Genomic DNA, 22,983 nt, shown 5'->3' with positions numbered 1-22,983 from the left:
TTCATCGCCCCTTCTTATTAATTTTTAATAATTTAACCACAAATAAAGACTTTTTAATAGAGACTACTTAAAATATAGTCATAGTTAAGCATAAACAGACAGGATTTCAACCCTGCAAAAAGGTAAGATTTAATCAAAGGAGTGAAACACATGAATTGGATTCAATCATTGCAACACGCAATCGATTATATTGAAGAGCATTTACTCGACAGCATTACTATTGAGGAGATTGCCAACCAAGCTAATGCATCGGCATTTCATTTTCAACGTACTTTTTCACTTTTGACCGATTGCTCTGTTGGTGAGTATATTCGTCGCCGCCGATTATCGCAAGCTGCTCATGAACTATGCAATTCAGACACTAAAATAATCGACATTGCATTCAAATATGGCTAGGACACTCCTGAATCATTTACAAAGGCTTTTCGACGACAGCATGGTATAAGTCCAAGTAAAGCCCGAAAAAATATGGGTAGTATAAAATCTTATCATCGCCTCGTCATACAGGTGATACTAAAAGGAGCGGAACCAATGAAATATCGAATTGTTGAGAAAGATGCATTTAACGTCATCGGAATTAAACAAGAGTTTTCAGTTGCAAATAATGAGAATCTTATAGGCATCCCAAAAATGTGGAATGAAGTAAATGAAAATGGGTTAGACGAAAAACTATTCAGCTTAAATAACGGAACTATTAAAGGAGCTTTAGGTGTCTGCGTCGAGAAAGAAGCACAAGCTGGCTGCCCTGTTATCGACTATTGGATTGCAACGGCTTATGAAGGGGAAGTTCCTAAAGAGTTTCTATCTCTTGAAATACCTGCATCTAAATGGGTTGTTTTCGAAGTTCATGGCCCTATGCCTGATGCTATGCAAAAAACATGGAAGCAAATATACTCGGAATGGTTTCCAGCAAGCGGATATAAGCACGCACCTGGTGTACCAGAGCTTGAAGTGTATACGGATGAGGATCCGACTAGTCCAGATTTATATTCAGAGATTTGGATTCCAATACAATAAAACAAGCAGGCTGTCCGAAAAGTGATTTTCAATCACTTTTCAGACGCCCTTTTTCGCTTTTTAAGCCCTTCGAAGTAGGTTACGTAAAATATATAAACTTGCTGATTATGTTAGATCGCCTATACGTGGCGCTTTCGGTCTAGATGAAACCCCTGTATCTTCTTGAAAATCTAAAGAATAACTTTCCCATTAATCAAACAAAGAGAACAAATAGGACTTATTAGAAAACACTTTTTTATTGCTTTTCAGAAAAAAGAGCGATATGACGCCAATCATCACATCGCTCTTTTCAATCAAAATCTGCTCCAATGAAGCAATTGAACGAACCATTCACACTTCCTATTAAGAATTGTTGGTTTTTTATGTTAGTATAGTAACATATACTAAGGAGGATCTGGTACATGAACTATTTACCTTTAGCCATAGCCATTTTGGTCGGCATCACTTATGGCGCAATTAGAACCGTAAAACTTTCCAAACAAGAAGAAAACAAACGTCGTGGAAACGCTTATACAGAAAGCATAGTCGTTACATTAGCAGTCTACTTAATCTGTAGTGTATTCATCTTCAAATAATCAAGAAAAGCGGCTGTCCGAAAAGTGATTTTCAATCACTTTTCAAACGCCTTTTTACGCTTTGTTACCCCTCCGAAGTAAGTTACGTGAAATAGGTAAACTTGACTGTATGAATACCTATATCTGGCGCTTTCGGTCTAGATGAAACCCATGTAAATTCTTAAAAATTTACAGAATTACTTTCAAATCAATCAAACAAAGATCGTAAATAGGACTTATTGGACAACCTCTCCTATTTATTCTATTCATATTCCTCGTAACCTTACCGACTTTCTTGGACAATTACGTTAATTTTTCATTTCACCAATCACTTGTGTACTGTGCTGAACAGGAGAAGCTAGAATTTTCCCATTCTTCACATCATATAGGCCACTAGGTGTTACCCTAATAAAAGGCAAGTGTGTAGCAGAGAAGAATAAAAGTGTGAAAGCTGGATCATTAAAACGATAGCCTCGATCCTGTAGCAATTTCACCATCGCTTTCTCCTCATGTATTAAAGAGTGCATATCTAGGTTAGACATGATTCCGGTTAAAGGTAAAGCTATTTCACATATAACTTTTTTCCCTTCTGCTAAAACCATCCCACCACCAATTTCTTTCATCCTTTCAAAAGCATATAGCATATCAGCTTTACTCTTCCCAATGACAATCATATCACCTGTACCAGAATAAGAACTCGCAAATCCCCCTAAACGATTGGCAAACCCTTTCACTAGCGTATTGATTCGCCAAGAACCATCACGAGCAATCATCATAAAGAAACATTCATCATGCTCAGAAGAAAGCTCATCACATTTTACTTCAATCGCACTAACATATGGTTTCGTAATAACATCATTCAATAATTCTAAACCATTTGCATCGGTGAAAATCATGTCTTCCTTCTGTATAGTCCAGTCCAATTGCAAAGGTTTAATTTGAAACTTATCCCATTCAATGACTGATTGCTCATTCATATTTCTTCCATCTCGTTTAACCCATTTTCCTTTAGCCATAACACTAACAGGTGTCGGATTTTCTTTACTCTCTAAAACATTGATATTAGCGATTCTTCCGGTAGCGATCATTCCATGTAAATGCTCTAAATTATAATAACGAGCAATATTAACAGTTGCCATATTGTAAGCATCAATCAATGGAATTCCTTGTTCAATTGCCATCGCAATCATCGCATCATTCATTCCATTCTCGTAAAAAGACGGGTGCGACCCATCAGTCGTAAAGAAAAACTTATCAAATTGTTTAATGCCTAATTGTATCAATTCTTTTAACAAGTTTTCTAAATCTGGTCGAATAGACGAGTTTCTGAGAGAAACCGTATAGCCTTGCATGAGTCGGTCTAAAGCTTCTTTTCCAGTCATTGCTTCATGATCACAATCAGCTCCTAACAACATCAGCTTTGCCAACGTTGTTTCTGATGCACCTGGAAAATGCCCTTCTACTTTCTTCCTTAACCTTTTCGTTTCCTGTATCCAATCAAGCATCTGATTATCGCCGTTTAATAGTCTAGGCCACGCAGTCAGCTCGCCGCCTTGTAAAACCGATTTATGCTGAAGCCAAGCCAATATTTCTTCATTGTTAAAAACCTCGTTACCATTTGGTAGCTCTGTTTGTCCATCGAAACGACACCACCAGTACATAGTAGTAGGAATATGGTCAAAAGCTTCTAATAGTTCAAATGCTACTTCTCGTTGTAATTGAAAAAAGAATACTAGATTATCATTAATTAGCGTAGTTGTTCCTGCTTGTGCAGCGTATCTGGCTAATGTATGGGGATTGTATAATTGATAAGGATGCGAATGTGGCTCAATATACCCCGGTACAATAAACTGCCCTTGACAATCAATGATCTCACATTGTTCTAATTGCTGTGGTAATTTTTCCCCAACATACACTATACGATCATCATAAATCCAAATGTTTGCAACTACCCACTGACGTACATAAGAATTTAAATAGGTTGCATTCGTTAATACAATGTGTGGATTGCTTATACCATCAAGTACCTCAACATGCTTTCGTATTTGCATACTAGTCCATCTATAATGACCTTTTCCCAATATTCTTCCCTCCATATTCGTATAAAGTGAAACTTTAATCGGTGGGGGTTTTCATCCATCCCCCACCGATTATTAGTTGAACCAATCGGGTTCTTACTGGCGCTTAATCTCCCACTTAAACGTCTTCGCTTTACTTTCGTTTTGAAGTGGGAGTCTTAGCGCCAGTTAGAACGGGATAAAAGGGTGAAAGGAAAAATAATTTTTTCCTTTCACCCTTTTATCAATACTTATATAAATAATTTTGTTTTCTCCGCAAATTGTATAGCTTGTTTTCGAGATTTGATATTATGTTCTTTCATAGCTTCCAATAGTGAAACATAGAAGCTTCCATCAAATCGTTTTTGAGCTTTCAAGGTTATTTCGATCGCAGCATTTACTAGAGCATCATTCGCTCCTGTAAGTTCTTTGCCAAAGTAAATAAATCCTTGAGCATCATCTCCAAATGAAAATCCCTTATATCCTAAATGTTCAATGTATTGTTCCACATTCATAATTGCAGGCAACCCTTTCATTTGCGTTCATTTCCTTACTAAATAAACCGAGAATATAAACTTTTTAATTCATGCTGCTTTAACATATGAACTACTTTTTCTTCATCAAATTGCAAACGAGCATCTTCTGCATTACATACTAGTGGAACGTCACATTTTATAGACGCCAATTGACGGGATAAATGTAGCATATCCAAGGATGACTCAATCTTCGTACGTTGTGTTTTAGTTAAGGTATCTAAATTAGCTAATATGCCTTCTATTGAATCATATTGTTGAAGCAGTTTGATAGCTGTTTTTTCTCCAATACCCTTAACACCGGGATAATTATCCGATGAATCACCCATTAAACCTTTTAAATCGACCATCTGATTTGGTTTTATTCCTTTCCATTCAAAGAAAGTATCCTCATTATGAACATCGTAGTTTCCGTATCCCTTTTTTAATAGAATAACAGAAATATTATCCTCAATTAATTGAAGCAAATCTTGATCTCCAGTTAAGATGCCCATGTTGTATTCCGCACGATGAGTTTTAGCAATCGTTCCCATACAATCATCTGCTTCAAACCCTTTTATACCGAAGCTTGGAATATCGAAAGCTGCGACTACTTCTTTCGCCAAGTCAAACTGTGGAATCATCTCTACAGGCGGCGCACTTCGATTTCCTTTATATTCTTGATACATTTCTGTTCGAAATGTCTTACTTCCCATATCCCAACAAACTGCAACATGATGAGGATTAAAATGGTCTATGGCTAACAACAAGTGCTTTAGAAGCCCTTGTACACCATTCGTTGGAACACCTTTAGAATTAATCATAAATTGCCCTGTCATACCAGTGGCATAAAAAGCACGAAATAATAACGCCATACCATCAACTAGCATGAACGAAGACTTACTAGTACCATTTAACATTCTTTTCACCTCAAAAAAATTCTGTCCATCCATTGTAGCACAGTCAAACTACTCATGGAGAATAAAAAAAATGAAACGTTTTTTTTGAATGGTTAACCTTGATTTAATAAACCCCTTTGCTCCAAATAATCTCGAAATAATTAATACTCACCGTTACTAAATAAACAAACTACTATTTATATAATGGAAATTGGACTAGTTAAAAAATCGCAAAAAGACCTAAGCCATCTAGCTTTGAAGGAGATGGTACGGGAAAACAAAAGAGAAATTGAAACTTTTTCCATTTTTTTCATCTGTTAGTAAAAGAAGGAAGACATATGATTAAAAAACGGCTTTATCTTTATATATTTGTAGGTATTATTTTTATAATGGCAGCTTGTACTACCGTTAAACCAGTGGATAAGAGCATTATTTTATCGGATGATGTACCCAAATATGTACAAGAGGACGACTTTACTAAAATTAATTGGAAAAGAAAAGCAATAGAATTTGGTAATAGAGGAATCATTGGAAATGAAAACAAATCAGGTGTAATCGGTATAAAAATGCCAAGTTTAACAACTCAAAAGTGGATGTGGCATATTTGGGGAATTGATTCTATTAAGAAGCCAACATTAACCGTTGTTGGTTTCCATAAAGAATCCAAAACTGTTCATCAGATTTTAGTTAATGGTTGGACAACAGATCTTGGTGGAGCAAATAATGGAGCAGATGCACATACACCTTCTAGTGTTAAGGTACCAAAAAAAGGGGAATGGGCCTTTTTATTGTATTTAGATGAAAAATTATTTGACACTATCATTTATGACATTGAAAAATAAGCAAGAAGGATACGTGTATGCCCCCTTCATAATAAGAACTAATACCGAAAACGCAATCTCTTAGCTAATTTTATCTATTATTATTACAAAAAAAGATGATAAGGATTAACGCTCCTTACCATCTTTACCCTTACTACTTATATACCATTAACTTCTCGGATGAATTTTTTCATTACCATAATTATTTTTCAGTTTCTACAGGATTCTCATCATATGATACCCAATCACTGTAACTACCAATATATACTTTTACATTGTCAAATCCCGCTTCTTTTAATGCAAAATAGTTTGGTGTAGCCGTTACACCTGATCCACAATAGACGATTATCTCTTTATTTCGATCAAGTTCATGAAAACGTTCTTGCTGTTTTTCTTTCCCTAATAACCTACTGTTTTCAACACCCTCTGTCCAAGGATAATTCACCGCATTTGGAATATGTCCCGGTCTCTTATCAATTGGTTCTTCTTTTCCCGAAAAGCGATTATAATCACGTGAATCGATAAGAATTTTGCTATCAGATTCTGATTGAGAAATTTGTTTTACTTCTTCATAATGAGCTAATAAATGTGCTTGTACATTGAGCTGATAAGTGGATGTAGAAAAGCGTGAAACGCATTCCTCAGTTGGATAACCAGCTTCTTTCCATTGATTATACCCGCCATTTAAGACACCAACTTGATCATGCCCAACATATTTTATCATCCACATAAAGCGAGTAGCAAAGGCCACATCGCCGCCATCATAAGCTACAATCAAATCATTATTTTGAATTCCAGCCTTTTCAAGTGTTTGCTTGAAACTTTCCAAGCTTGGTAATGGATGTCGCCCACCGTGTTCTGCTACTGCACTAGATAAATCTTTCTCTAAATGAAAATATACAGCACCAGGTATATGGTCTTGATTATATTGTTGCTGTCCTAATTCTTTCTGCTGCAAATGAAAGCGACAATCCACAATCCTTACCCGCGGGTTATTTAATTGATCTTTTAACCATTCCTTCTCAATAAACATGCTTTATCACTCCTCGTTACAAAACCTCAAAAACTAGTTAAGCTTGAAGATATCTTTGTAAAGCTTCTTCTTTACTTCGATAAAACTCCACATCAACATACTCTTGCAATACTGACGTATGACTAATATAAACATCTTCTACCGCTTTCTCAACATGCTTTTGCATTTTTTGCAATTCATTTCGCAATATTTCAGTATAATAGTCTTTCGCTTTGGAACCTTCCGCTTGTAAATAGTGAAGTGCCGGTTGTTGTAAAGCTACTTGTAGTGCATCTGCCATTTTTTGTTTATCATTTCTTTCAAAGAACGTCTTTGGATTTTTAAATAGTGATATCTCTTTTTTAAATTCATTCGCTGTTAATTGAGCAAACGCTTTGTCAAATTCAGGAACTTCATTTTCGCTTACTGTATATTCGCCTACTTCTACTGTATTCCACGTTTTTACGATAATTTTACTATATTGCTCTTGCTTATTCTTCACTAGTTTTCTTGTTTGATTTTCAAGACGTAGCGACGTTGCACGCATTTCTTGTGCAAAGTCAAAACCGATGCTATCCAGCAATTCTCGTAATGCCATTCTTATTGCTTCTTTTAAGTCTCTGCCATCATCTTTAATCACAGCCGGATTAAACGATTCTTTAAAGAAATCTGCAAAACGGAGGAATACGCGTTGATTAATATAATAAATTAATTCATCAGCTTCTTTACTCATTTTTTGTTCCTCAATGTCAGACTTGCTAGCATGAAGTTCACTTTGTAGTTTTGCATATTCATTTTGAATTGCTTGTAATCGCTTTTGTTTTTCTTCAACGGACGCTGTTGCAGCAGTGATGATTTCTTGTAACAAAGTTGCAGCTCTTCGAATTGCTGATTGTGCCGAAGTACACGCCAAATCAATCAATTCATGCTGGATAAAATACGAAAATGCCCGTTGGAAAGCATCCATGCCACTTCCTTTTAGAAATGAATGATTGAACGTATAACCTTCTTTTTGCTCATGTAATGCTTCTTTACTGGAAAGTGGATACAATCTAGGGAATCTTATTCCAAAGCCTTCTAACTGCCCTTTAATGTATTGCGTTACTTCCAAAAGCTCTTCTTCTGTTTGAGCTAAATCTATTGCATTACAAATGAAGAACATTTTATCCATCGCAAAAGAATCCTTTACACGGCCTAATTGAATTAAAAATTCTCGATCTGCTTTAGCAAATGGATGATTATAATACGTAACGAAAAGAATCGCATCACTATTTTTAATATAATGGAAAGCTGCATTTGTATGACGAGCATTGATCGAATCGGCTCCCGGTGTATCTACCAGTACAATGCCTTTCTTCGTTAAATCACAATCAAAATATAAAACAATTTCATCAACAAAACATGATTTCGACTCATCAGCAGCAAACCCTGTGTATTCATCATATTCAACAATAAATTCCTGACCAAGCTTATCTTTCAATGATGGATATCCTTTATGGAATGCTGCCACAAAAGATAAATGAGCCTTTTCTTTCCCATCACCACTGATTTTGATGTCATTTACACGATTACCAAATTCGTACGCATCGTCAAGAGTATCAGGGTCATAATTTAGTTGCTTACAAGCCAGTCGCACATCATCTAATAACATGTCTGCACTTTTTAATGTTATTTTCGCAGTACGATGTTTTTGATGTTCACCTGCAGCCATTACTTTATTAATAACAGCCGTTGTAGGATTTGGTGATACTGGTAACACCTTATCTCCAAATAAAGCATTCGCAAACGACGATTTTCCAGCACTAAATGCTCCAAATAAGGCAATTGTGTAAGTTTGGTTTTTCATTCGCTCTGCTTTTTCTTGGAGCTCGCTTACGATTGATGAGAATCCTTTAACATCTTGTAATTGTTGTGCTGAAGAAGTTAATCGTTCACTCCATTTTCTTAAGCCTTCTTTTCCTTCAAGTGTCGCTTGAACTGAATCTAGATGCTCCATTTCCTCTTCTACTTGTTCATCATTTGCAAAAGCAATTGTGTCTTGCTTTATTTTAGCTTCCATTTGTATTTCATTGTTGCTTTCTTCTCTTTGAAGCTCAGCTAAAACAGCTGCTACACTATCTTCTCCTTCAAAATGATCTCCATCCATAATGTCTCTAAACAGCTTCTTTACGCGCTCCTCTTCTTCCTTTAACCCTTGTAAGAATAAAAAAGCCGTTTCAAAATGCTTTAATCGGTCTACTTCTGCTTGAACTTCCTCAAGACTTTCATGTTGTTGACTAACGATTAATGGCTTAACTTCTTCAAAGAACTGAAGCATTTTATCTTTTGCTTTTTTAGTAATTAGCTCTGCTATTCTCTTACTAAAATTAAGCACGTATTCACCAGTAATATCACTTTGGTTCATTAAAAGTTGTTTAATTTCATTAATATCTACATCTACACTAAACTCTTGAGCTTTCGTTTCTAATTCATGCGAATCAATCTTGGAATCCTTTAAACACTTCGCAGCAAATACTTTCACATGCCAATCTAATTGTGTTTTCGTTCTTTCTTCTAATTCCATTAACAAACGGTCTTCTCTAGCAGCTCGTTCAGCCTCTGTTTTATTCTTCGAAAAAAACATTCCTACTTTAAAGTTTGCTTGTTGTGATTCTAAGAAAGAGCGAATTGTTTCGCGATTATCCGCAGAAAGTAAATACACGTTTCGTAATAACTCATTTAATTCCGAAATCATTTGCAAATGATATTCATCAGGAAAGCCTTTTATCTCTGCCTGCTTTTCTTCATAGCTCTTTAGTTGTTGTGAAATCGCTAATCTCTCACTTTCATCTAAAGGTGCAAGAACATCTAGTGCTTGTTCTATTTCTTCATCACGTTGCTGGTGCAAGTATACTAGATGATCTTTAATTAATTGCTCTGCTGAAAGCAAGATCGATTCGTTTAGATGTGCTCTTTCATATTTAATACGCTCATGAATATATTCCTGAACTTCTTTTATTTGGTTATCTTGTAAATCAAGCTGGCGTAAAGAAGTATAGAAGATGCCTTCTATATCAATATTCCATTGTGCAAATGCATTAGCCACTGAATCTTTAAACGCTTCAAAGCTTAATTCAGATGCATCATGTTTATCTATTTGATTAACGATTAAATAAAGCTTCTTTCCAGCTTCGTTCATCTTCTTCGCAAACAGAAAGTTCTCTTGTGACTGTACATGATTATAATCCATCACATACAACACAATATCAGCTAAATGTAACGTAGATTCTGTAGAAACACGATGAGCATCATCAGTTGAATCAATACCTGGTGTATCCAATACCGCACAATCTTCCGGTAGTGGAAATTGTTCAGAATATATATGTATTGATTTGATTTGCTCTCCTTCTTTACAATACGCTTTAATGTCTTTCATATCATGGTGTCCTTCGAAGGTAGAGTGTTTACCATCAAAGAAATGAACTTTTACCGCTTCTTTCCCCTTTTTTACCTTAACAACATTAGCACTTGTAGGAATCGGACTAGAAGGTAATATTGTACTTCCCATTAAATGATTAATCATACTCGATTTACCAGCTGAGAAATGTCCACAGAATGCCAGCTGAACTTCTTGCGCTTCTGCCTTTTTAATTAGCTGCTTCATCTTCTCCATATGATTAATATCTTTATTCTTTCCGAAAGTTTTGTAAATTTCAGTCAGAATAGACAATACTCTTGTCTGATTCGTTGGTGTTTTAATCATGAATCAATCCCCTTGTTCCCCTTTATTTTCTCTTATTGTAAAACATTTTTGATTTCTTTCCTATTATTATGCCACATATTTTTATACCACTCTATAAGAGTTAGCCTCTTCTCAAATCAAATGAATGCTCATTCGAAGGAGAATTAGCCAACAAAAAAAGCCAAGTACAAATTTACTTGACTCTAAATCTTCATATTTAAAAATAATTCTGAATTTCATTTGCAATGATATGTAATATTTCCTATTGATGATCTACTATTACAGGAGCTGGTTTGCCAACGTTTTTCAAAACATATACCATTACAGAAGAATAAACACCGACAGTTAAAGCAATAAAAACCGCAACCATGAAAATCACCTTCCTATTTTCTCATTGATAGTCATTATCATTTCGATAATTTAATCATAACAAAAATGATAATCATTATCAACCACTAATTTAAATTTCAATATTTTTTCGGAAATTTTAGTGTTATTTTATACTCAATTGTTTTATGATAAATAAGACCTGCACAAAATTGTCTCATTTTGTAATTACATAGTACTTAACTAGGTATATAGATTTATTTTTGTGAATAAATACGCACGGAGGATGAAAGATGACAATCAATACAAGTATCACAATTGTATTAAATGGTACAATAGAATCCGTTAAATCTGTCATTCCTATTTCAATGGGAATTGATAAACCATCTGTTATTCAACAACCTTTTACAAGGACTGATAAAGGCGTCTTAATTGGAATAACAGGCAGCCTGCAAGGGCGCCTTATAATAGAAGGAAACGAGGATGTTTTTAGCAAAATTGGTGAGGCAATGTTCGGTATGCCCCTGGAAGGAGAAATGTTGGACTCATTTACAGGGGAACTAGGCAATATGATTGCTGGAAACCTAGCTACTTCTATCGCTAATACAGGAGTAGATATGGATATTACTCCCCCTTCTTTACTAATTGGTAACACACAGATTACTGAATTTGACAAAGGTCTTTCTCTTCCTATTCATTTATCATCAGTAGGTAGCTTTACCATCATACTGATGGTCATGAAAGCAAACGAATATAATTACTAATAAATTGTAGACACCCCTACAAACTCAAATCATTTAACTCAAATATGGGGTGTTGATTATTTATTACTACATCTCTAAACTACCATTTTGCAGTTAAACATATAAAAAACCTAAATCAATGATTAAATTCATCGATTCAGGTTTCAATTACAAGAGCTATTTAAAATGTAATTCTTCAATTAAACCATATCCATTCATAACTTTTAATGACACGTGTACATTTCCTATTTGCGCCTCTTGCTCCAATTCCTTACCAGTATTTTCTTCTACATAATAACGATTAATTCCATAATCAATATAGAAGGTAGGCTCTTCATTCATTGAACTATAATCATATATTTTTCCTTTCAAGTATAAACCGTTTTCAGGTTTTTCCAATGACACTTCTTTTGCACTATAAATATCACCTTTTTTCTCTAGTGCGGTGTAAACCGTTAAGGATTTAGAAAAGAGAGAATAGTTGTCGTTGTTATGGTTATTAAGTTCTTTCACTAACGATTCTGAAAGAAGATCTTTTGGAACCTCACTAATGGCTAATTGCAATGACATATAGTCTCCGTAAAATAAATCGGTAGGATCAATAGGAATTGTTTCAAGCACTACTTTCTCACCAAACATATTTGCAGAGAATGGTTTAATCACCATACCTAATAGAATCAGCAATGGAACGAGAAGGATCAACAAAAACCTCTTACGATTTGTATTCATGCTTTTGTCTCTCCTCTCCGACTTCTTTCAAACCAAATACCAAACGCAATTAGCAACGTTCCTCCAATAATAAAGAATAAGCTTTTCGGTAAAAAATCATACGATATATCAATATAAAATCTGAATATTAAGCCACATAAAATAACAATCGGTAGCAATATTCCTTTTCGCACTAATAGAATTATAGAAAGTCCATAAATAATTGCAAAAACAATCGCTAAAGTTTGCGACAAATTTGGAGAAAATAGATGTTCCCATATATATGGCATTGTTAGCGCAATACCATATCCTCCATGCATCAAATAACCAATCGTTGTCATAACTCCTTTATAGCCTGTAAATGGTCGCCAACTAATGATTATACCTAGCACAAATAGCAAAGCAATTATGACAAATTGATTCATTCCCCAATACCATAAAGCGGAGTGGAAGAAATGAATAAGTACAATTGAATTTAGAAAGAACAATGACCTAGATTTATTCATGGTCAAATGATTAATATAATAAATAAGCGGAACTAGCCCTATTAACGCAATGGGTAATTCACCTTGTCCATAAATCTGCATGCTGTATAGAAACAATAATAGTACAGCAAAGCCAAGAACTGCTCGATCTTTCAAGTAATAAGCTAAAGGAATGATACCTACTGCCCACAATAGAAAAGCTGTATAAGCAGCCCCACCTAAATGAAATGTCTGCCCCACTAAGAAGATACCCGCACCAAATAAAAATCCACCTAAGTAATATAAGCTTCTTGCCGTTCTTGGCAACTTATTCTCAGTTCCGTATCCAGCTATATAGAAACCAATAACACCAAAGAAAATCAGTAAATATTTTACTAAACTAGATAAAGCAGACCAGTTAGACGCAATGAATGTTAAAAAACCAATTCCAACTAGAACAGCACCAATCCACAGAAACGTATGCCATGTTACATGGTTTTGTTGATCTTCAATAATGTAATACTCTTCAAGAGAATCTACTTCAATGACCGCATTATGATTCTTTAAATATTGCAATTCCTGTTCAAGATATTCTTTTTGCAATCGACTAATTTTTTTCTTCAAGACGTCTTCCCTCCCTTGCAATGCTTCATATACTACTTTATATTATTTCACATTTTTTACAATCATATCATTTGAACTTAATCCTAACAAAATGATTTTATTTTGAGAAAGTCTCATTCTAAGGATTATTTTTAAAGTGTTTGGAAGATTGTACTGAAATGACTATTGACCGAAAATCTGACTTACCGCAACCTTCACATACTTGCCCTTCTCTTGACAGCCTTCTACAATGTGTACAATATTTTTTTTCCATAATGTCATCATTCCTTTTCTATAGCTTGATACAGTGTATTCTTACAAATATTCAAAGGTTAAAGAATTTAGACCTTTTTTATTGGGAGAACAATAATAATTATCCAAACATAATGAGCAAACACCTCAGCATTTAACAATTAATATATCAAGAAAATAATTATATCTATCAAATAAGGTCGCTATGATCAATTTTACCTTTGAATCTTTATTCTTGCTTATTCGTTTATTCTATGACTTTTCCAAAATAAAGAAGCACCCTTAACGGATGCTATTTCAATACTTTGTTACCAAAAACAACAGTTTTTCCTAGGTCTTCAACATTCATGTCTTTCATTACAACCGTCAAATCCCGATTCACCCTCTACAACAGTCTCGAACACTTACCTTTCATGAACCGGGAATAAATGTTCATGTTTTATTATTGTTCTATTGACATGAATGATCTCCTTTGGATGGATGTGTTTAACTACTCTCTCCTTTGTTCTGGTTTTTACTTCAGTCTCTGTTGAACAAGTAATAATTTCTTCCTCCCTTTCTTCATGACCTCTACATCTACGACAATTACAACTCATGCTAAAAGCACCTTTTTAGTTTTTTATCTTGCATTACAATTTATGTAATAAAGTGGAAACTTGTACTAAACATATTAATCAATAACAAAAACACCCACTAATGTGAGTGCTTTATTAAAATTACATTTTTGAAATAACTGCCATGTTGGTTAAATCAGACTATATATCCTAATTTTAAGAAACCTTTTTCACATGATCTTGTAATTGTACAAATTGTTTTTTACCTGGAATCATATTAAACAATATATTTAAAAAGATTGCCGTTAAGCTTCCCATAACGATTCCGCTGTTTGTTAAAATTGAAATACTAGAAGGTAAATTCTCGAATAAATTAGGAACAACCGTTACACCTAGTCCCATACCAATAGAGATAGCAACAATGAATAAATTTTCTTGAGATTCAAAGTTCACACGGCTCAACATTTTAACACCAGCTGATACGACCATTCCGAACATCGCTACCATCGCTCCACCTAATACGGAAGTTGGAATTATCGTTGTTAATGCACCAATCTTAGGAATAAGACCTAGAATGACTAAGAATACAACAGCTGCATAAATGACTTTCTTTGATTTAACGCCTGACATTTGTAGCAAACCTACGTTTTGGGAGAAAGTTGTATAAGGAAATGCATTGAAAAGTCCACCAATAACACTCGCAAGACCCTCAGCACGATACCCTTTAGCTAGTTTTTTTCCTTCAATCTTCTTATCACAAATATCACCAAGTGCGAAATAAACACCTGTTGATTCAACTAAACTAACAATCGCAACTAATGTCATTGTCAGAATAGGGGTAAGATCAAATGTTGGAACTCCAAAATAAAATGGCTTTGGAATATGAAACCAAGATGCATTACTCATTGCTGTAAAATCAAGCATTCCCATGAAATATGCAGCAACTGTACCCGCAATGATTCCTAATAACACAGCGATTGAACGAAAGAAACCTGTTGAGAATTTATATAACAAAATAATAAATAATAACGTCCCAAATCCTAAACCTATGTTTTGTAAAGATGCAAAGTCTTCTGCACCTTGTCCACCTGCTAAATTATTAATTGCAACTGGAATTAATGTAATCCCAATAATGGTAACAACCGAACCCGTAACAACAGGTGGAAAGAAGCGTACAAGCTTGCCAAAAAACGTACTGATAAGCATTACGATAATACCAGAAACAATAATTGATCCATAAATACTTGTAATACCATACTCTCCACCAATAGCAATCATTGGAGGTACAGCTGTAAATGTACATCCGAGCATTACAGGTAAACCGATCCCAGTGAACTTATTGCTATATACTTGTAGTAAAGTAGCGATTCCACACATTAGAATATCAATAGATACTAAATATGTTAATTGCTCAGGATTAAGTTGTAATGCACCACCTACGATTAATGGAACAATAATTGCGCCTGCATACATAGCTAGTACATGTTGAAATCCTAACGAGCCAATCTTAAATATATTGCTTTTCATCGAATTTACCTCCGATTGATTAATTTAAAAATTCTACTTTACCGTCTTTTAAAGATGCAATTCTTGCTAATGATTCAACTTGTACCCCAGTATCTTTAACTAATTGGTGACCATTTTGGAAAGATTTTTCAATTACAATCCCAACGCCAACAGGAATAGCCTCAGCTTGCTTTACAATATCAATTAACCCCAGTGCAGCTTGACCATTTGCTAAGAAATCATCAATAACTAATACTCGATCGCCTGCTTTAATATAATTGCTTGAAATTGTTACCTCATTTGATTCTTGTTTTGTAAACGAATAAACGGTAGAGGTAATTAAGCCTTCTTTTAATGTTAGTGATTTACGTTTACGAGCGAATACCATTGGAACTTCCAGTTCTAACGCAGCCATTAATCCTGGCCCAATCCCTGAAGATTCAATGGTAAGAACTTTAGTAACACCTTGATTTTGAAACCTTGACGCAAATTCCTCTCCTATTTGTTTCATTAGAAATGGGTCCATTTGATGATTAATGAAAGAATCTACCTTTAATACAGTATCTGAAAGGACCTTACCCTCTTGCATAATTTTTTGCCTCAAAGCTTCCATTTTTAAACCTCCAATATTTTGTAAAGCAATTTTTCTAATAAAAAAGCTCGAGCCAAAATACCATTCTCAAAAAATGAGTACAGTAATTTAGCTCGAGCTTCTATTTAATAAATCATCTCGAGGGAAAATACGTACTCATAGTCAAGTTATTTCCGGTAACTTGGTAGAAACTCGCGAGCCATATCCTCGCTATTATATGAGATTTAGTTATATACGCATTATAGGCGCTGATAAAGTAATTGTAAAGAGCTATTTCCGAACTAATCGGATTTAGTTCTTCTTTTTGTTCGGATTTTACCAACGCTTACCAATATCGTAGGCAAGGACGTTGGCAGATACGTTGGCAGTAGCGAAGGCAATTCCGTTAGTTGGTCAGATTCTGTCGTCATTGTCGCCAAGTTAATCCTCGAATACAAACACGCCACAGACCTCCGCCCACTTAATACGCTCGACTCCGCCCGTCTCCAATTCTACGTAGATTATCTTGCCGACTTCATCCAAACGGCACACGCGCCCAAGGAACGCCGACACGAATCCTTCGCGCCATACCTCTACGGACACAAAGTACGCAAATTCCATCGCTAGTAAAATACGGTCGTCAAACTCCGCCAGTTGATAATCGTCAATCTCCGGCTTGGGTCGACGCAGCGAGTCCCGTGCCGCCTCGCGTAATATTTCGCTCTGCTCCGGCAGGAACGCCGCCGGCGACCACTTCATTAGCCCGCGATCTTTATACATAACAAACGCCTTCTTTCGTATTTGATAGCGTTAGTATAGCACGAACAAACGTTCTTATTCAAGCTGTTTTAGTCGTTCGTAAAAGCGTATCAAATCCGCAAGGCACGCCGCTTTTACGTTCGCCTCGCCCATAATATGCCAATCTCCCGCATGAAGTTCGCGCCACTCGGCAATTACGTTCTTTTCGCGTTCAATATAACAAGCAATCTCGTTTAGTATCGTTGTCAAGTCCGAATTACTCATCGTCATCTCCTCCGAATAGCCAATGCGACTCAGCTTCGTTTTCTCGCGCATAGAGTTGGCGACATGCTAGCGCCGTTGCTCCTTGCCATGCTCCGAATAAGTAGTTGTCAAAGCTCCGAAGGACGCCTTGTTTTAGCTTCATGACTGCGTTTTGGAACGCTACTACGAATGGTTCTGCGTTATCTTCGATTACAATATCGCGATTAATAGAGCGTTTAGCACGAAGTAATATTCCGTAATATTTATACATATCTGCTGCGTTAAAGTAAGGCGACATTGCGTCGTATATTTCGTTTGGTAACGAATTTTTTAGGGCGTTAGCAGGCGTCGCCGTTTCTAGTAAAGTGCTTTTTGATTGATTAATAGAATACGATGGTTCAGTTACGTTTTCCGTAACCGTAGACTTACTCTCCGTAGGCTTGTCGCTAACCTCACGACTGGACAAGCTCGACTGGTCATTGTGAGTTTCTACGGGCTGAATCACGATTATATTCGCGCCCGTTCCTCCGTTTACTTTTCGCAAAGTTGCGACTTTTTTAACGATACCTAAGTCGGCAAGTTTAGCGATAGTACGACGCACGGTCTTCTCACTTTTCGCGATAATGTCGGCAAGTGTCGCCGCCTTCAAGTGCGCAACGCCTGCGAATTTAACCGCATAGCGAGCGATAGTTTTAAGCGTTAGGCGATCTGTTTCGTTAAGGTCATATGTATTGCGTTTGATATGTTCGTAGACTGCCGAATTAAGTTCGCCTGTGGAATTAAACGTTTGATGTTCCGCTAAATAATACATTAAAATCCCTCCATTTACGCTTTACGTAATTTACGTTTAGTGTAACTTACGTTTAGTGTAACTGTCAACGAATAAATTACACTTTGCGTAATCTTTGGGTTTACGGTATAATAACTATAATTGATAGGACGGTGATAGGATGGAGTTAGAACTGAGGTTACGCGAAATATTAGAGGAACGCAATATGGAACAACGACAGCTTGCGGAATTGACGGGACTTTCCGTCCGCACAATCAGTGAGCTTTGCAATAATAAAACGCAGCGATATCCGAAGTCTGCGCTTGCGGAAATAATGAATGCGCTGAATATCGAAGATATGAACGAGTTAATCGTTATTAAGAAACAAAAGTAAGGCGGTCAGGGCGACCGCTCTTTTTATTGTACCTTTACTTTGATGCCGGAGTTAATCGGCGATACTGGCGAAAGTGCCTGCCGCAGTGACACCATAAAGCTCGCGAAAGACTCTGCTTGAAATACCCGGAAGGGATAATCGCCCTCTATCGCGTAACGTTGGTCGCCAAGTATTAAAACGTGCGGAAAGGGTTTCGCGACATGGCCCGAATTGTACAAGTCGACATAGCGCGCCAACTTTTCGTTCATTTGCTTTTCCGAGTAAATCGTCCGCTGTACCTCGATAAAGAAGCCCGTCTTGCGAAAGCATGCGTAAATGTCCGGCTCGGCTGCTTCGCCTTTACGTCCATACTTCGGTTCGACCTGGAATGCCTCAAGCGCGCCAAGCTTTCGCATTTCTTTGTAAACGTCAAGTATCGCGAGAAAGTGATTTATCTTTGCGCTGTTCTTCTTCATACTGGTTTCCGCGCCAAAGTAGACGTAAGGTACGAACGAAGTTGATCGCTTAATCTGCCCGTCTCGCAATAACCGTAGCAATACATTATTAGCGCTATATCTCGGATTCTTTAATCCTACGAAATGAAGCTCCGCAATACTGTCGCGATCCATAACTCGAAATCTGTTTATGTCGCGAATAATCGCTTTATCTCGGCTAGTCAACATCGGCAAACACGTCCTTCTCCGTTAGAATTTCGGGCTGTGGTGTCACTTCTTTTACGGGCCCTTTCGCGACCATATAAGGCGCTAATAGTTCTTTCGCATGAGCCATCGTCATATATGGCGCCTGCAACTCGCGCACCTTGTCGCTATTCATAATAAATCGACCGCTTATTTCAATCTGCTCTGCGCGTGGCGTATTAACAATTCGCGCCTCCGTTTTGTCGCGCAATTTAAAGCCCATACTTACTGTCAAGTTTGCGCGCACTGTCGTGTCAAGCACTTGCGCGTTAGGGCGCTGCATCGAAAGAATGGCGAACACGCCAAGCGTTCTACCTATCGCCACAATCTCCGTTAATATACTCATGATTTCTTCATTTTTGCGCAACATAACAAATTCATCGATGCACACAACGATATAAGGGCGCCTCTGCTTCGGCGGCAGCTCGTCAATATGGCTAACTTCGAATACGTCCGTTAGGTCGCTCCTTTCGTCTAGTTCTCGCTTAATGTGCTTGAGCATACGTTCTATGTCGCGAGCACTACTAAGTACACATCGCACATGTTCAACGTTACGGAAAATATGGAACTCGGACTTTTTACAATCGCCTAAGTGTAGCTCTAACTCGTCAGGCCTTTTCTCGCGAATCAATGTCGTAAGTATTGAGCGAAGTTGCGTCGACTTGCCGCTGCCTGTTTCGCCTGCGATTAATATATGCGGCTGTTTACGTAAATCAAACGAAACATAACGTCCGTGCCGGTCTTGACCGCAAATTATGCCGAGCCTATGCTCCGCTATAGCTTCGGATATTTCCTTCGCATTATAAATAAGTTCGTCGGGCATCGCGCGATTATGAACGGTAAGAACGAACTTCTTTATTTCGCCTTCCAGTTCGATAGTGCGCCCGAAATATTGCTCGAATACAAAGTAATTCTTGCGCAACAAAGCCGGATCAACTCCGTTCGGCAACGTAAATACAATTTCAGTCGATTGTCCGTCGCCCCTTATCGCGTGTATTTTCGGATAGACGCGCTTTTCGCCTTGCGACGTCTGCCACGCGAGAAATACGCCTGCCGACTTGAACGCTTTAACTAGATGCTTGCGCGTCTGTAATCGCGACCATAAGTTCATCGTAACCACCACGCCATGATTGCGTTAGTTTTAAGGAAATACGCGCCAGTAGCAACGGCAACTATCGGCAGTACGATTTTTAGCGCCGTCCCTACGTAATTGAAGCCGTATTCTTCCGCCACCTTTTCGGCTAATGCGCTCACCAAAATACTTCCGCTCGCCAGAATAAACATCGTCATTTTTACGCCTCCTATTCATACCCCTTCTTAACAGATTCGCTAATTGGCGTCAAACTTACGTTTAACTTCGTACAACTTAACTCGCTATACAGTGACGATACAGTTACGAAAGTCTTCCGAAGGGCTTACGAAAGTATATGACGAGTGCAATCGATATTTGCCTGTACGCGCAAAAAATTTAATCACTGAGGCAACGCAAAGACGACGAGCTTGTCCTACGGACGGACATAGAAAAGCTCGTTTACTGTACGATTAACCTTTTCGCTGATTCTTAGCGCAACTTCTAAAGTAGGCTGGCGCGTACCTTTTTCGTATCGATTATATTGTTGGAGGTTAATGCCGAGGAAGGCAGCGAATTCGGTCTGATTCATGCGGAAGTCGTGGCGCAATTCTTTCAACTTATTGTGTACTTTCACGCGATCACCTCGAATATTAATTCGACAATTGACGTAAGTTTCCTTGCTATAGACACAAAAAAAACGCCCCACCTTACGGAATTAACCGCAAGTGGGGCGTGTGTTTAATCTAATTCGAATGGGTAGCGATGCACATTATCTGATTTAAATTTAGGATCAAATACAATTTCGTATCCAATTCGCGTCTTTTCAACTATAACGCTATCGTCAAACGTTACTCCCAATACTTTTTCAATTTCCTTAATAGATGCGCTTGTTTCTAGTTTTATTCGTGCTAACTCCTTGTTATTGAATACTGCGGAAGCATAGTCAAAATATCCGCCATCTACGTACATTATGTAATCTGCTGTTAATTCTTCGCCACTTTTCAATATAAACGGACTATCGATATATGCTTTCTCTTCTGTATCGCGTGTATGTGTTGCGTCAAATTCCGCGAAAGTAATGACTTTTTTAGGCTCAGTTTCATCCTGCTTCGTTGTCGTAGCACTCGTGCTCGGCTTATCTTCTTTAACTTCCTTCGCCTTTTCCTTTTCGCCTGGCTCTAATATTGTTCCGAGTATAACAACTCCAATCAAAGCTATTAACGCGACACCCCACCAACGCTTATAAAACGGTTTCTTCTCCATAGGCATAGGCTCCTCGTTTTTACCCTTATTTTACCTTCGATGCCTAAATTAAACAAGAGCCTACGCCAATCAGCGCAAGCCCTCGCCATGTTTTCTATTTACTTTCGCGAGCCTTCTTCGTTATGTCATTATTCTTCCAGTAGCCCCATAGCGCCGTGCCTCCGAGGAATAACATATTAATAAATGTCGCGATATTCTCTTCGTTGATGGGCAACGTCTGGATGCCCGCCATATTCAGCCCCGTATTAATCAGCGCGATCAATAGCAATACAAACCGCGTAACCGTGCCTGCCGTAATGTTTTTCATTTAAACCGCCTCCTGTACGATAATGTGCCAACCGAAATCTTTCTTAATTTCCTTCGCGTAATATTCCGCTACATTGCGCCCTGTGAACGTGCCTGTAATAAGACGATTGTCGCTCGCTCTTTCGTAAATAGTAATCGGATATTTAGCGTATAACTTCGCCTTACCCTCGCTCATTGCTTTCGCGCTCGGGAACGTGCCTGTTGCTAGTCGGTACTTGCCATGGTCGGTCGGCTTTGGCGCGCCCGTGCCCGTTTTAGATGCGCCCTTCCGCTTTAGTCCGTAAACTTTCGCGATAGCATTAACGGTTGTTTCTGCGCAAAGAATACGATAAGAATCCGTTTTAAGTAACGGTAAGTCAGTATATGAATCCATAAAGCCGTATTCGACTAGGATAGAAGGCGCTTTTGGTTCGCGAACCATATGCAAATTACCTTTCTTGACGCTACGATCCCGCAAGCCTGTCGCTTTGATAAGCGCAGATTGAACAGCTTTTGCAACCTCCGTTGATTTCGCGCTAGGCTTCGTATAAATGAACGTTTCAATTCCGCCATGCGAACCCATCTTGCCCGCGTTTGCATTAGCGTGAAGACTAACGACCAGATTAGCGCCCCACTTATTTGCAGCGTTAGTTCGCTCACTCAACGGCACGTCGCGTCCGTCAGAGTGCGTAAATAACACTTGGACGCCTTCGTAATCCGAAAACTTTAATTTCATAACGTCCGCAACGCGCTTATTAAATTGATATTCGCGCAGGCTTCCGTCCGGTGATCGTTTGCCGGGTGTATTCGGACCATGCCCCGCATCTAGTACAATTTTTAGTTTCGCCATTAAATCGCTCCCTTTCCGACTTCGTTTTTTTCAATTAAAATACGCAATCCCTATCGATACTGCGAAGCCGACTAACGTAACAATTACGCCCCACTTCCATCTATCGTTTACTTTAATTTCCGCAATGTCTTCTTTATTCACTTTCGCGAGCGACAATGCTTCGTTCGCCGTATCTTTCGCGTTAGTAGCTTCGTTTTTAACCTGTGATAGCTCATGCTTTATTTCGGTCAATGTCGACTGTACACCGTCCGTTTTCGTGCTGATTATCGCGAGGGATTCGCGCATATCTAGCGCTTGTTTAAGTAGTTCTGCCGTTAAATCCGTTTGTTGCTCCGCCATCAGCCAGCCCC

The 22,983-nt window shown here is 37.7% G+C and carries 25 protein-coding genes, 1 pseudogene and 1 riboswitch; of the genes and pseudogenes, 5 read left to right on the top strand and 21 right to left on the bottom strand.

Going from position 1 to position 22,983, the window contains the following annotated elements:
• The first annotated feature begins 150 nt into the window (after nt 1-150).
• Both V7014_RS11480 and V7014_RS11475 read left to right on the top strand, forming a co-directional pair.
• Nucleotides 151-1,017, top strand: a pseudogene (locus tag V7014_RS11480) (AraC family transcriptional regulator).
• 401 nt (nt 1,018-1,418) lie between these two features.
• Entirely contained in the window at nt 1,419-1,592 is a 174-nt protein-coding gene (locus V7014_RS11475; RefSeq protein WP_335507219.1) for a hypothetical protein, read from the top strand.
• Nucleotides 1,593-1,879: 287 nt separating this feature from the next.
• On the opposite strand, the gene V7014_RS11470 is transcribed toward V7014_RS11475, so the two are convergent.
• The 3 genes from V7014_RS11470 to V7014_RS11460 form a co-directional block, all read right to left on the bottom strand.
• Nucleotides 1,880-3,652, bottom strand: coding sequence for an adenine deaminase C-terminal domain-containing protein (locus V7014_RS11470; protein WP_335507217.1), 1,773 nt, complete (start codon nt 3,650-3,652; stop codon nt 1,880-1,882).
• A gap of 227 nt (nt 3,653-3,879) precedes the next feature.
• Entirely contained in the window at nt 3,880-4,143 is a 264-nt protein-coding gene (locus V7014_RS11465) for a DUF6123 family protein (RefSeq protein WP_335507266.1), read from the bottom strand.
• Nucleotides 4,144-4,181: 38 nt separating this feature from the next.
• A complete protein-coding gene (locus tag V7014_RS11460) occupies nt 4,182-5,060 on the bottom strand; it encodes a 5'-3' exonuclease (protein WP_335507215.1) in 879 nt (292 codons plus the stop codon).
• A 317-nt stretch (nt 5,061-5,377) separates the two neighbouring features.
• Between V7014_RS11460 and V7014_RS11455 the strand changes: the two genes are divergently transcribed.
• Nucleotides 5,378-5,881 carry a hypothetical protein gene (locus V7014_RS11455; protein WP_335507212.1) on the top strand — a complete coding sequence of 168 codons (504 nt, stop codon included), beginning with the start codon at nt 5,378-5,380 and terminating at the stop codon, nt 5,879-5,881.
• Between the two features lie 181 nt (nt 5,882-6,062).
• Here the strand turns inward: V7014_RS11455 and V7014_RS11450 are convergent, their stop codons facing one another.
• Both V7014_RS11450 and V7014_RS11445 read right to left on the bottom strand, forming a co-directional pair.
• Entirely contained in the window at nt 6,063-6,893 is an 831-nt protein-coding gene (locus V7014_RS11450) for a sulfurtransferase (protein WP_335507211.1), read from the bottom strand.
• Between the two features lie 37 nt (nt 6,894-6,930).
• A complete protein-coding gene (locus V7014_RS11445; protein WP_335507209.1) occupies nt 6,931-10,614 on the bottom strand; it encodes a dynamin family protein in 3,684 nt (1,227 codons plus the stop codon).
• A 599-nt stretch (nt 10,615-11,213) separates the two neighbouring features.
• Here V7014_RS11445 and V7014_RS11440 point away from each other — a divergent pair.
• Nucleotides 11,214-11,684 carry a chemotaxis protein CheX gene (locus tag V7014_RS11440; RefSeq protein ID WP_335507207.1) on the top strand — a complete coding sequence of 157 codons (471 nt, stop codon included), beginning with the start codon at nt 11,214-11,216 and terminating at the stop codon, nt 11,682-11,684.
• Nucleotides 11,685-11,840: 156 nt separating this feature from the next.
• On the opposite strand, the gene V7014_RS11435 is transcribed toward V7014_RS11440, so the two are convergent.
• The 8 genes from V7014_RS11435 to V7014_RS11405 form a co-directional block, all read right to left on the bottom strand.
• Nucleotides 11,841-12,392 (bottom strand): GDYXXLXY domain-containing protein, encoded by a 552-nt coding sequence (locus V7014_RS11435; RefSeq protein WP_335507206.1) that lies wholly within the window; start codon nt 12,390-12,392, stop codon nt 11,841-11,843.
• The gene (locus tag V7014_RS11430; RefSeq protein ID WP_335507204.1) at nt 12,389-13,459 is read right to left on the bottom strand and encodes a DUF2157 domain-containing protein; all 1,071 of its coding nucleotides are present in this window, start codon (nt 13,457-13,459) and stop codon (nt 12,389-12,391) included. The genes V7014_RS11435 and V7014_RS11430 overlap by 4 nt, the downstream gene beginning before the upstream one ends.
• A gap of 635 nt (nt 13,460-14,094) precedes the next feature.
• Nucleotides 14,095-14,286 carry a CotD family spore coat protein gene (locus tag V7014_RS27245; RefSeq protein WP_438824905.1) on the bottom strand — a complete coding sequence of 64 codons (192 nt, stop codon included), beginning with the start codon at nt 14,284-14,286 and terminating at the stop codon, nt 14,095-14,097.
• Between the two features lie 174 nt (nt 14,287-14,460).
• Nucleotides 14,461-15,771, bottom strand: a complete 1,311-nt coding sequence (locus V7014_RS11425) for a nucleobase:cation symporter-2 family protein (protein WP_335507202.1) — start codon at nt 15,769-15,771, stop codon at nt 14,461-14,463.
• Nucleotides 15,772-15,790: 19 nt separating this feature from the next.
• Entirely contained in the window at nt 15,791-16,363 is a 573-nt protein-coding gene (locus tag V7014_RS11420) for a xanthine phosphoribosyltransferase (RefSeq protein ID WP_335507200.1), read from the bottom strand.
• Between the two features lie 118 nt (nt 16,364-16,481).
• Nucleotides 16,482-16,583, bottom strand: a riboswitch (purine riboswitch).
• Between the two features lie 179 nt (nt 16,584-16,762).
• Nucleotides 16,763-17,101 (bottom strand): YolD-like family protein, encoded by a 339-nt coding sequence (locus V7014_RS11415; protein ID WP_335507198.1) that lies wholly within the window; start codon nt 17,099-17,101, stop codon nt 16,763-16,765.
• 54 nt (nt 17,102-17,155) lie between these two features.
• On the bottom strand, nt 17,156-17,344 hold the full coding sequence (locus V7014_RS11410; RefSeq protein ID WP_335507196.1) for a hypothetical protein: 189 nt from the start codon (nt 17,342-17,344) through the stop codon (nt 17,156-17,158).
• Nucleotides 17,337-18,134, bottom strand: coding sequence for a helix-turn-helix domain-containing protein (locus tag V7014_RS11405; protein WP_335507194.1), 798 nt, complete (start codon nt 18,132-18,134; stop codon nt 17,337-17,339). Before V7014_RS11405 ends, V7014_RS11410 begins: the two co-directional genes overlap by 8 nt.
• A gap of 139 nt (nt 18,135-18,273) precedes the next feature.
• Here V7014_RS11405 and V7014_RS11400 point away from each other — a divergent pair, with 139 nt between their 5' ends.
• Nucleotides 18,274-18,486 (top strand): helix-turn-helix domain-containing protein, encoded by a 213-nt coding sequence (locus tag V7014_RS11400; RefSeq protein ID WP_335507192.1) that lies wholly within the window; start codon nt 18,274-18,276, stop codon nt 18,484-18,486.
• A 23-nt stretch (nt 18,487-18,509) separates the two neighbouring features.
• Here the strand turns inward: V7014_RS11400 and V7014_RS11395 are convergent, their stop codons facing one another.
• The 8 genes from V7014_RS11395 to V7014_RS11360 form a co-directional block, all read right to left on the bottom strand.
• The gene (locus V7014_RS11395; protein ID WP_335507190.1) at nt 18,510-19,094 is read right to left on the bottom strand and encodes a hypothetical protein; all 585 of its coding nucleotides are present in this window, start codon (nt 19,092-19,094) and stop codon (nt 18,510-18,512) included.
• 43 nt (nt 19,095-19,137) lie between these two features.
• Nucleotides 19,138-20,274 (bottom strand): FtsK/SpoIIIE domain-containing protein, encoded by a 1,137-nt coding sequence (locus V7014_RS11390; RefSeq protein WP_335507187.1) that lies wholly within the window; start codon nt 20,272-20,274, stop codon nt 19,138-19,140.
• On the bottom strand, nt 20,271-20,453 hold the full coding sequence (locus V7014_RS11385) for a hypothetical protein (RefSeq protein ID WP_335507185.1): 183 nt from the start codon (nt 20,451-20,453) through the stop codon (nt 20,271-20,273). Before V7014_RS11385 ends, V7014_RS11390 begins: the two co-directional genes overlap by 4 nt.
• Before the next feature lie 215 nt (nt 20,454-20,668).
• Complete coding sequence (locus V7014_RS11380; RefSeq protein WP_335507184.1) at nt 20,669-20,869, bottom strand: helix-turn-helix transcriptional regulator; 201 nt, start codon at nt 20,867-20,869, stop codon at nt 20,669-20,671.
• Between the two features lie 104 nt (nt 20,870-20,973).
• On the bottom strand, nt 20,974-21,498 hold the full coding sequence (locus tag V7014_RS11375) for a hypothetical protein (protein ID WP_335507182.1): 525 nt from the start codon (nt 21,496-21,498) through the stop codon (nt 20,974-20,976).
• 94 nt (nt 21,499-21,592) lie between these two features.
• On the bottom strand, nt 21,593-21,805 hold the full coding sequence (locus V7014_RS11370; RefSeq protein ID WP_335507180.1) for a phage holin: 213 nt from the start codon (nt 21,803-21,805) through the stop codon (nt 21,593-21,595).
• Nucleotides 21,806-22,633: an N-acetylmuramoyl-L-alanine amidase family protein gene (locus V7014_RS11365; protein WP_335507178.1), complete on the bottom strand. Its 828-nt coding sequence runs from the start codon at nt 22,631-22,633 to the stop codon at nt 21,806-21,808.
• Between the two features lie 30 nt (nt 22,634-22,663).
• Nucleotides 22,664-22,983 (bottom strand): hypothetical protein (locus V7014_RS11360; RefSeq protein ID WP_335507176.1); only part of this gene is annotated, 320 nt, incomplete at its 5' end.

It is taken from the genome of Bacillus sp. JJ722 (assembly GCF_036963345.1).
Taxonomy (GTDB): domain Bacteria; phylum Bacillota; class Bacilli; order Bacillales; family DSM-1321; genus Bacillus_AD.
The sequence above is the reverse complement of the archived record's forward strand: the minus strand, read 5'-3'. Positions and strand labels throughout refer to the sequence as shown.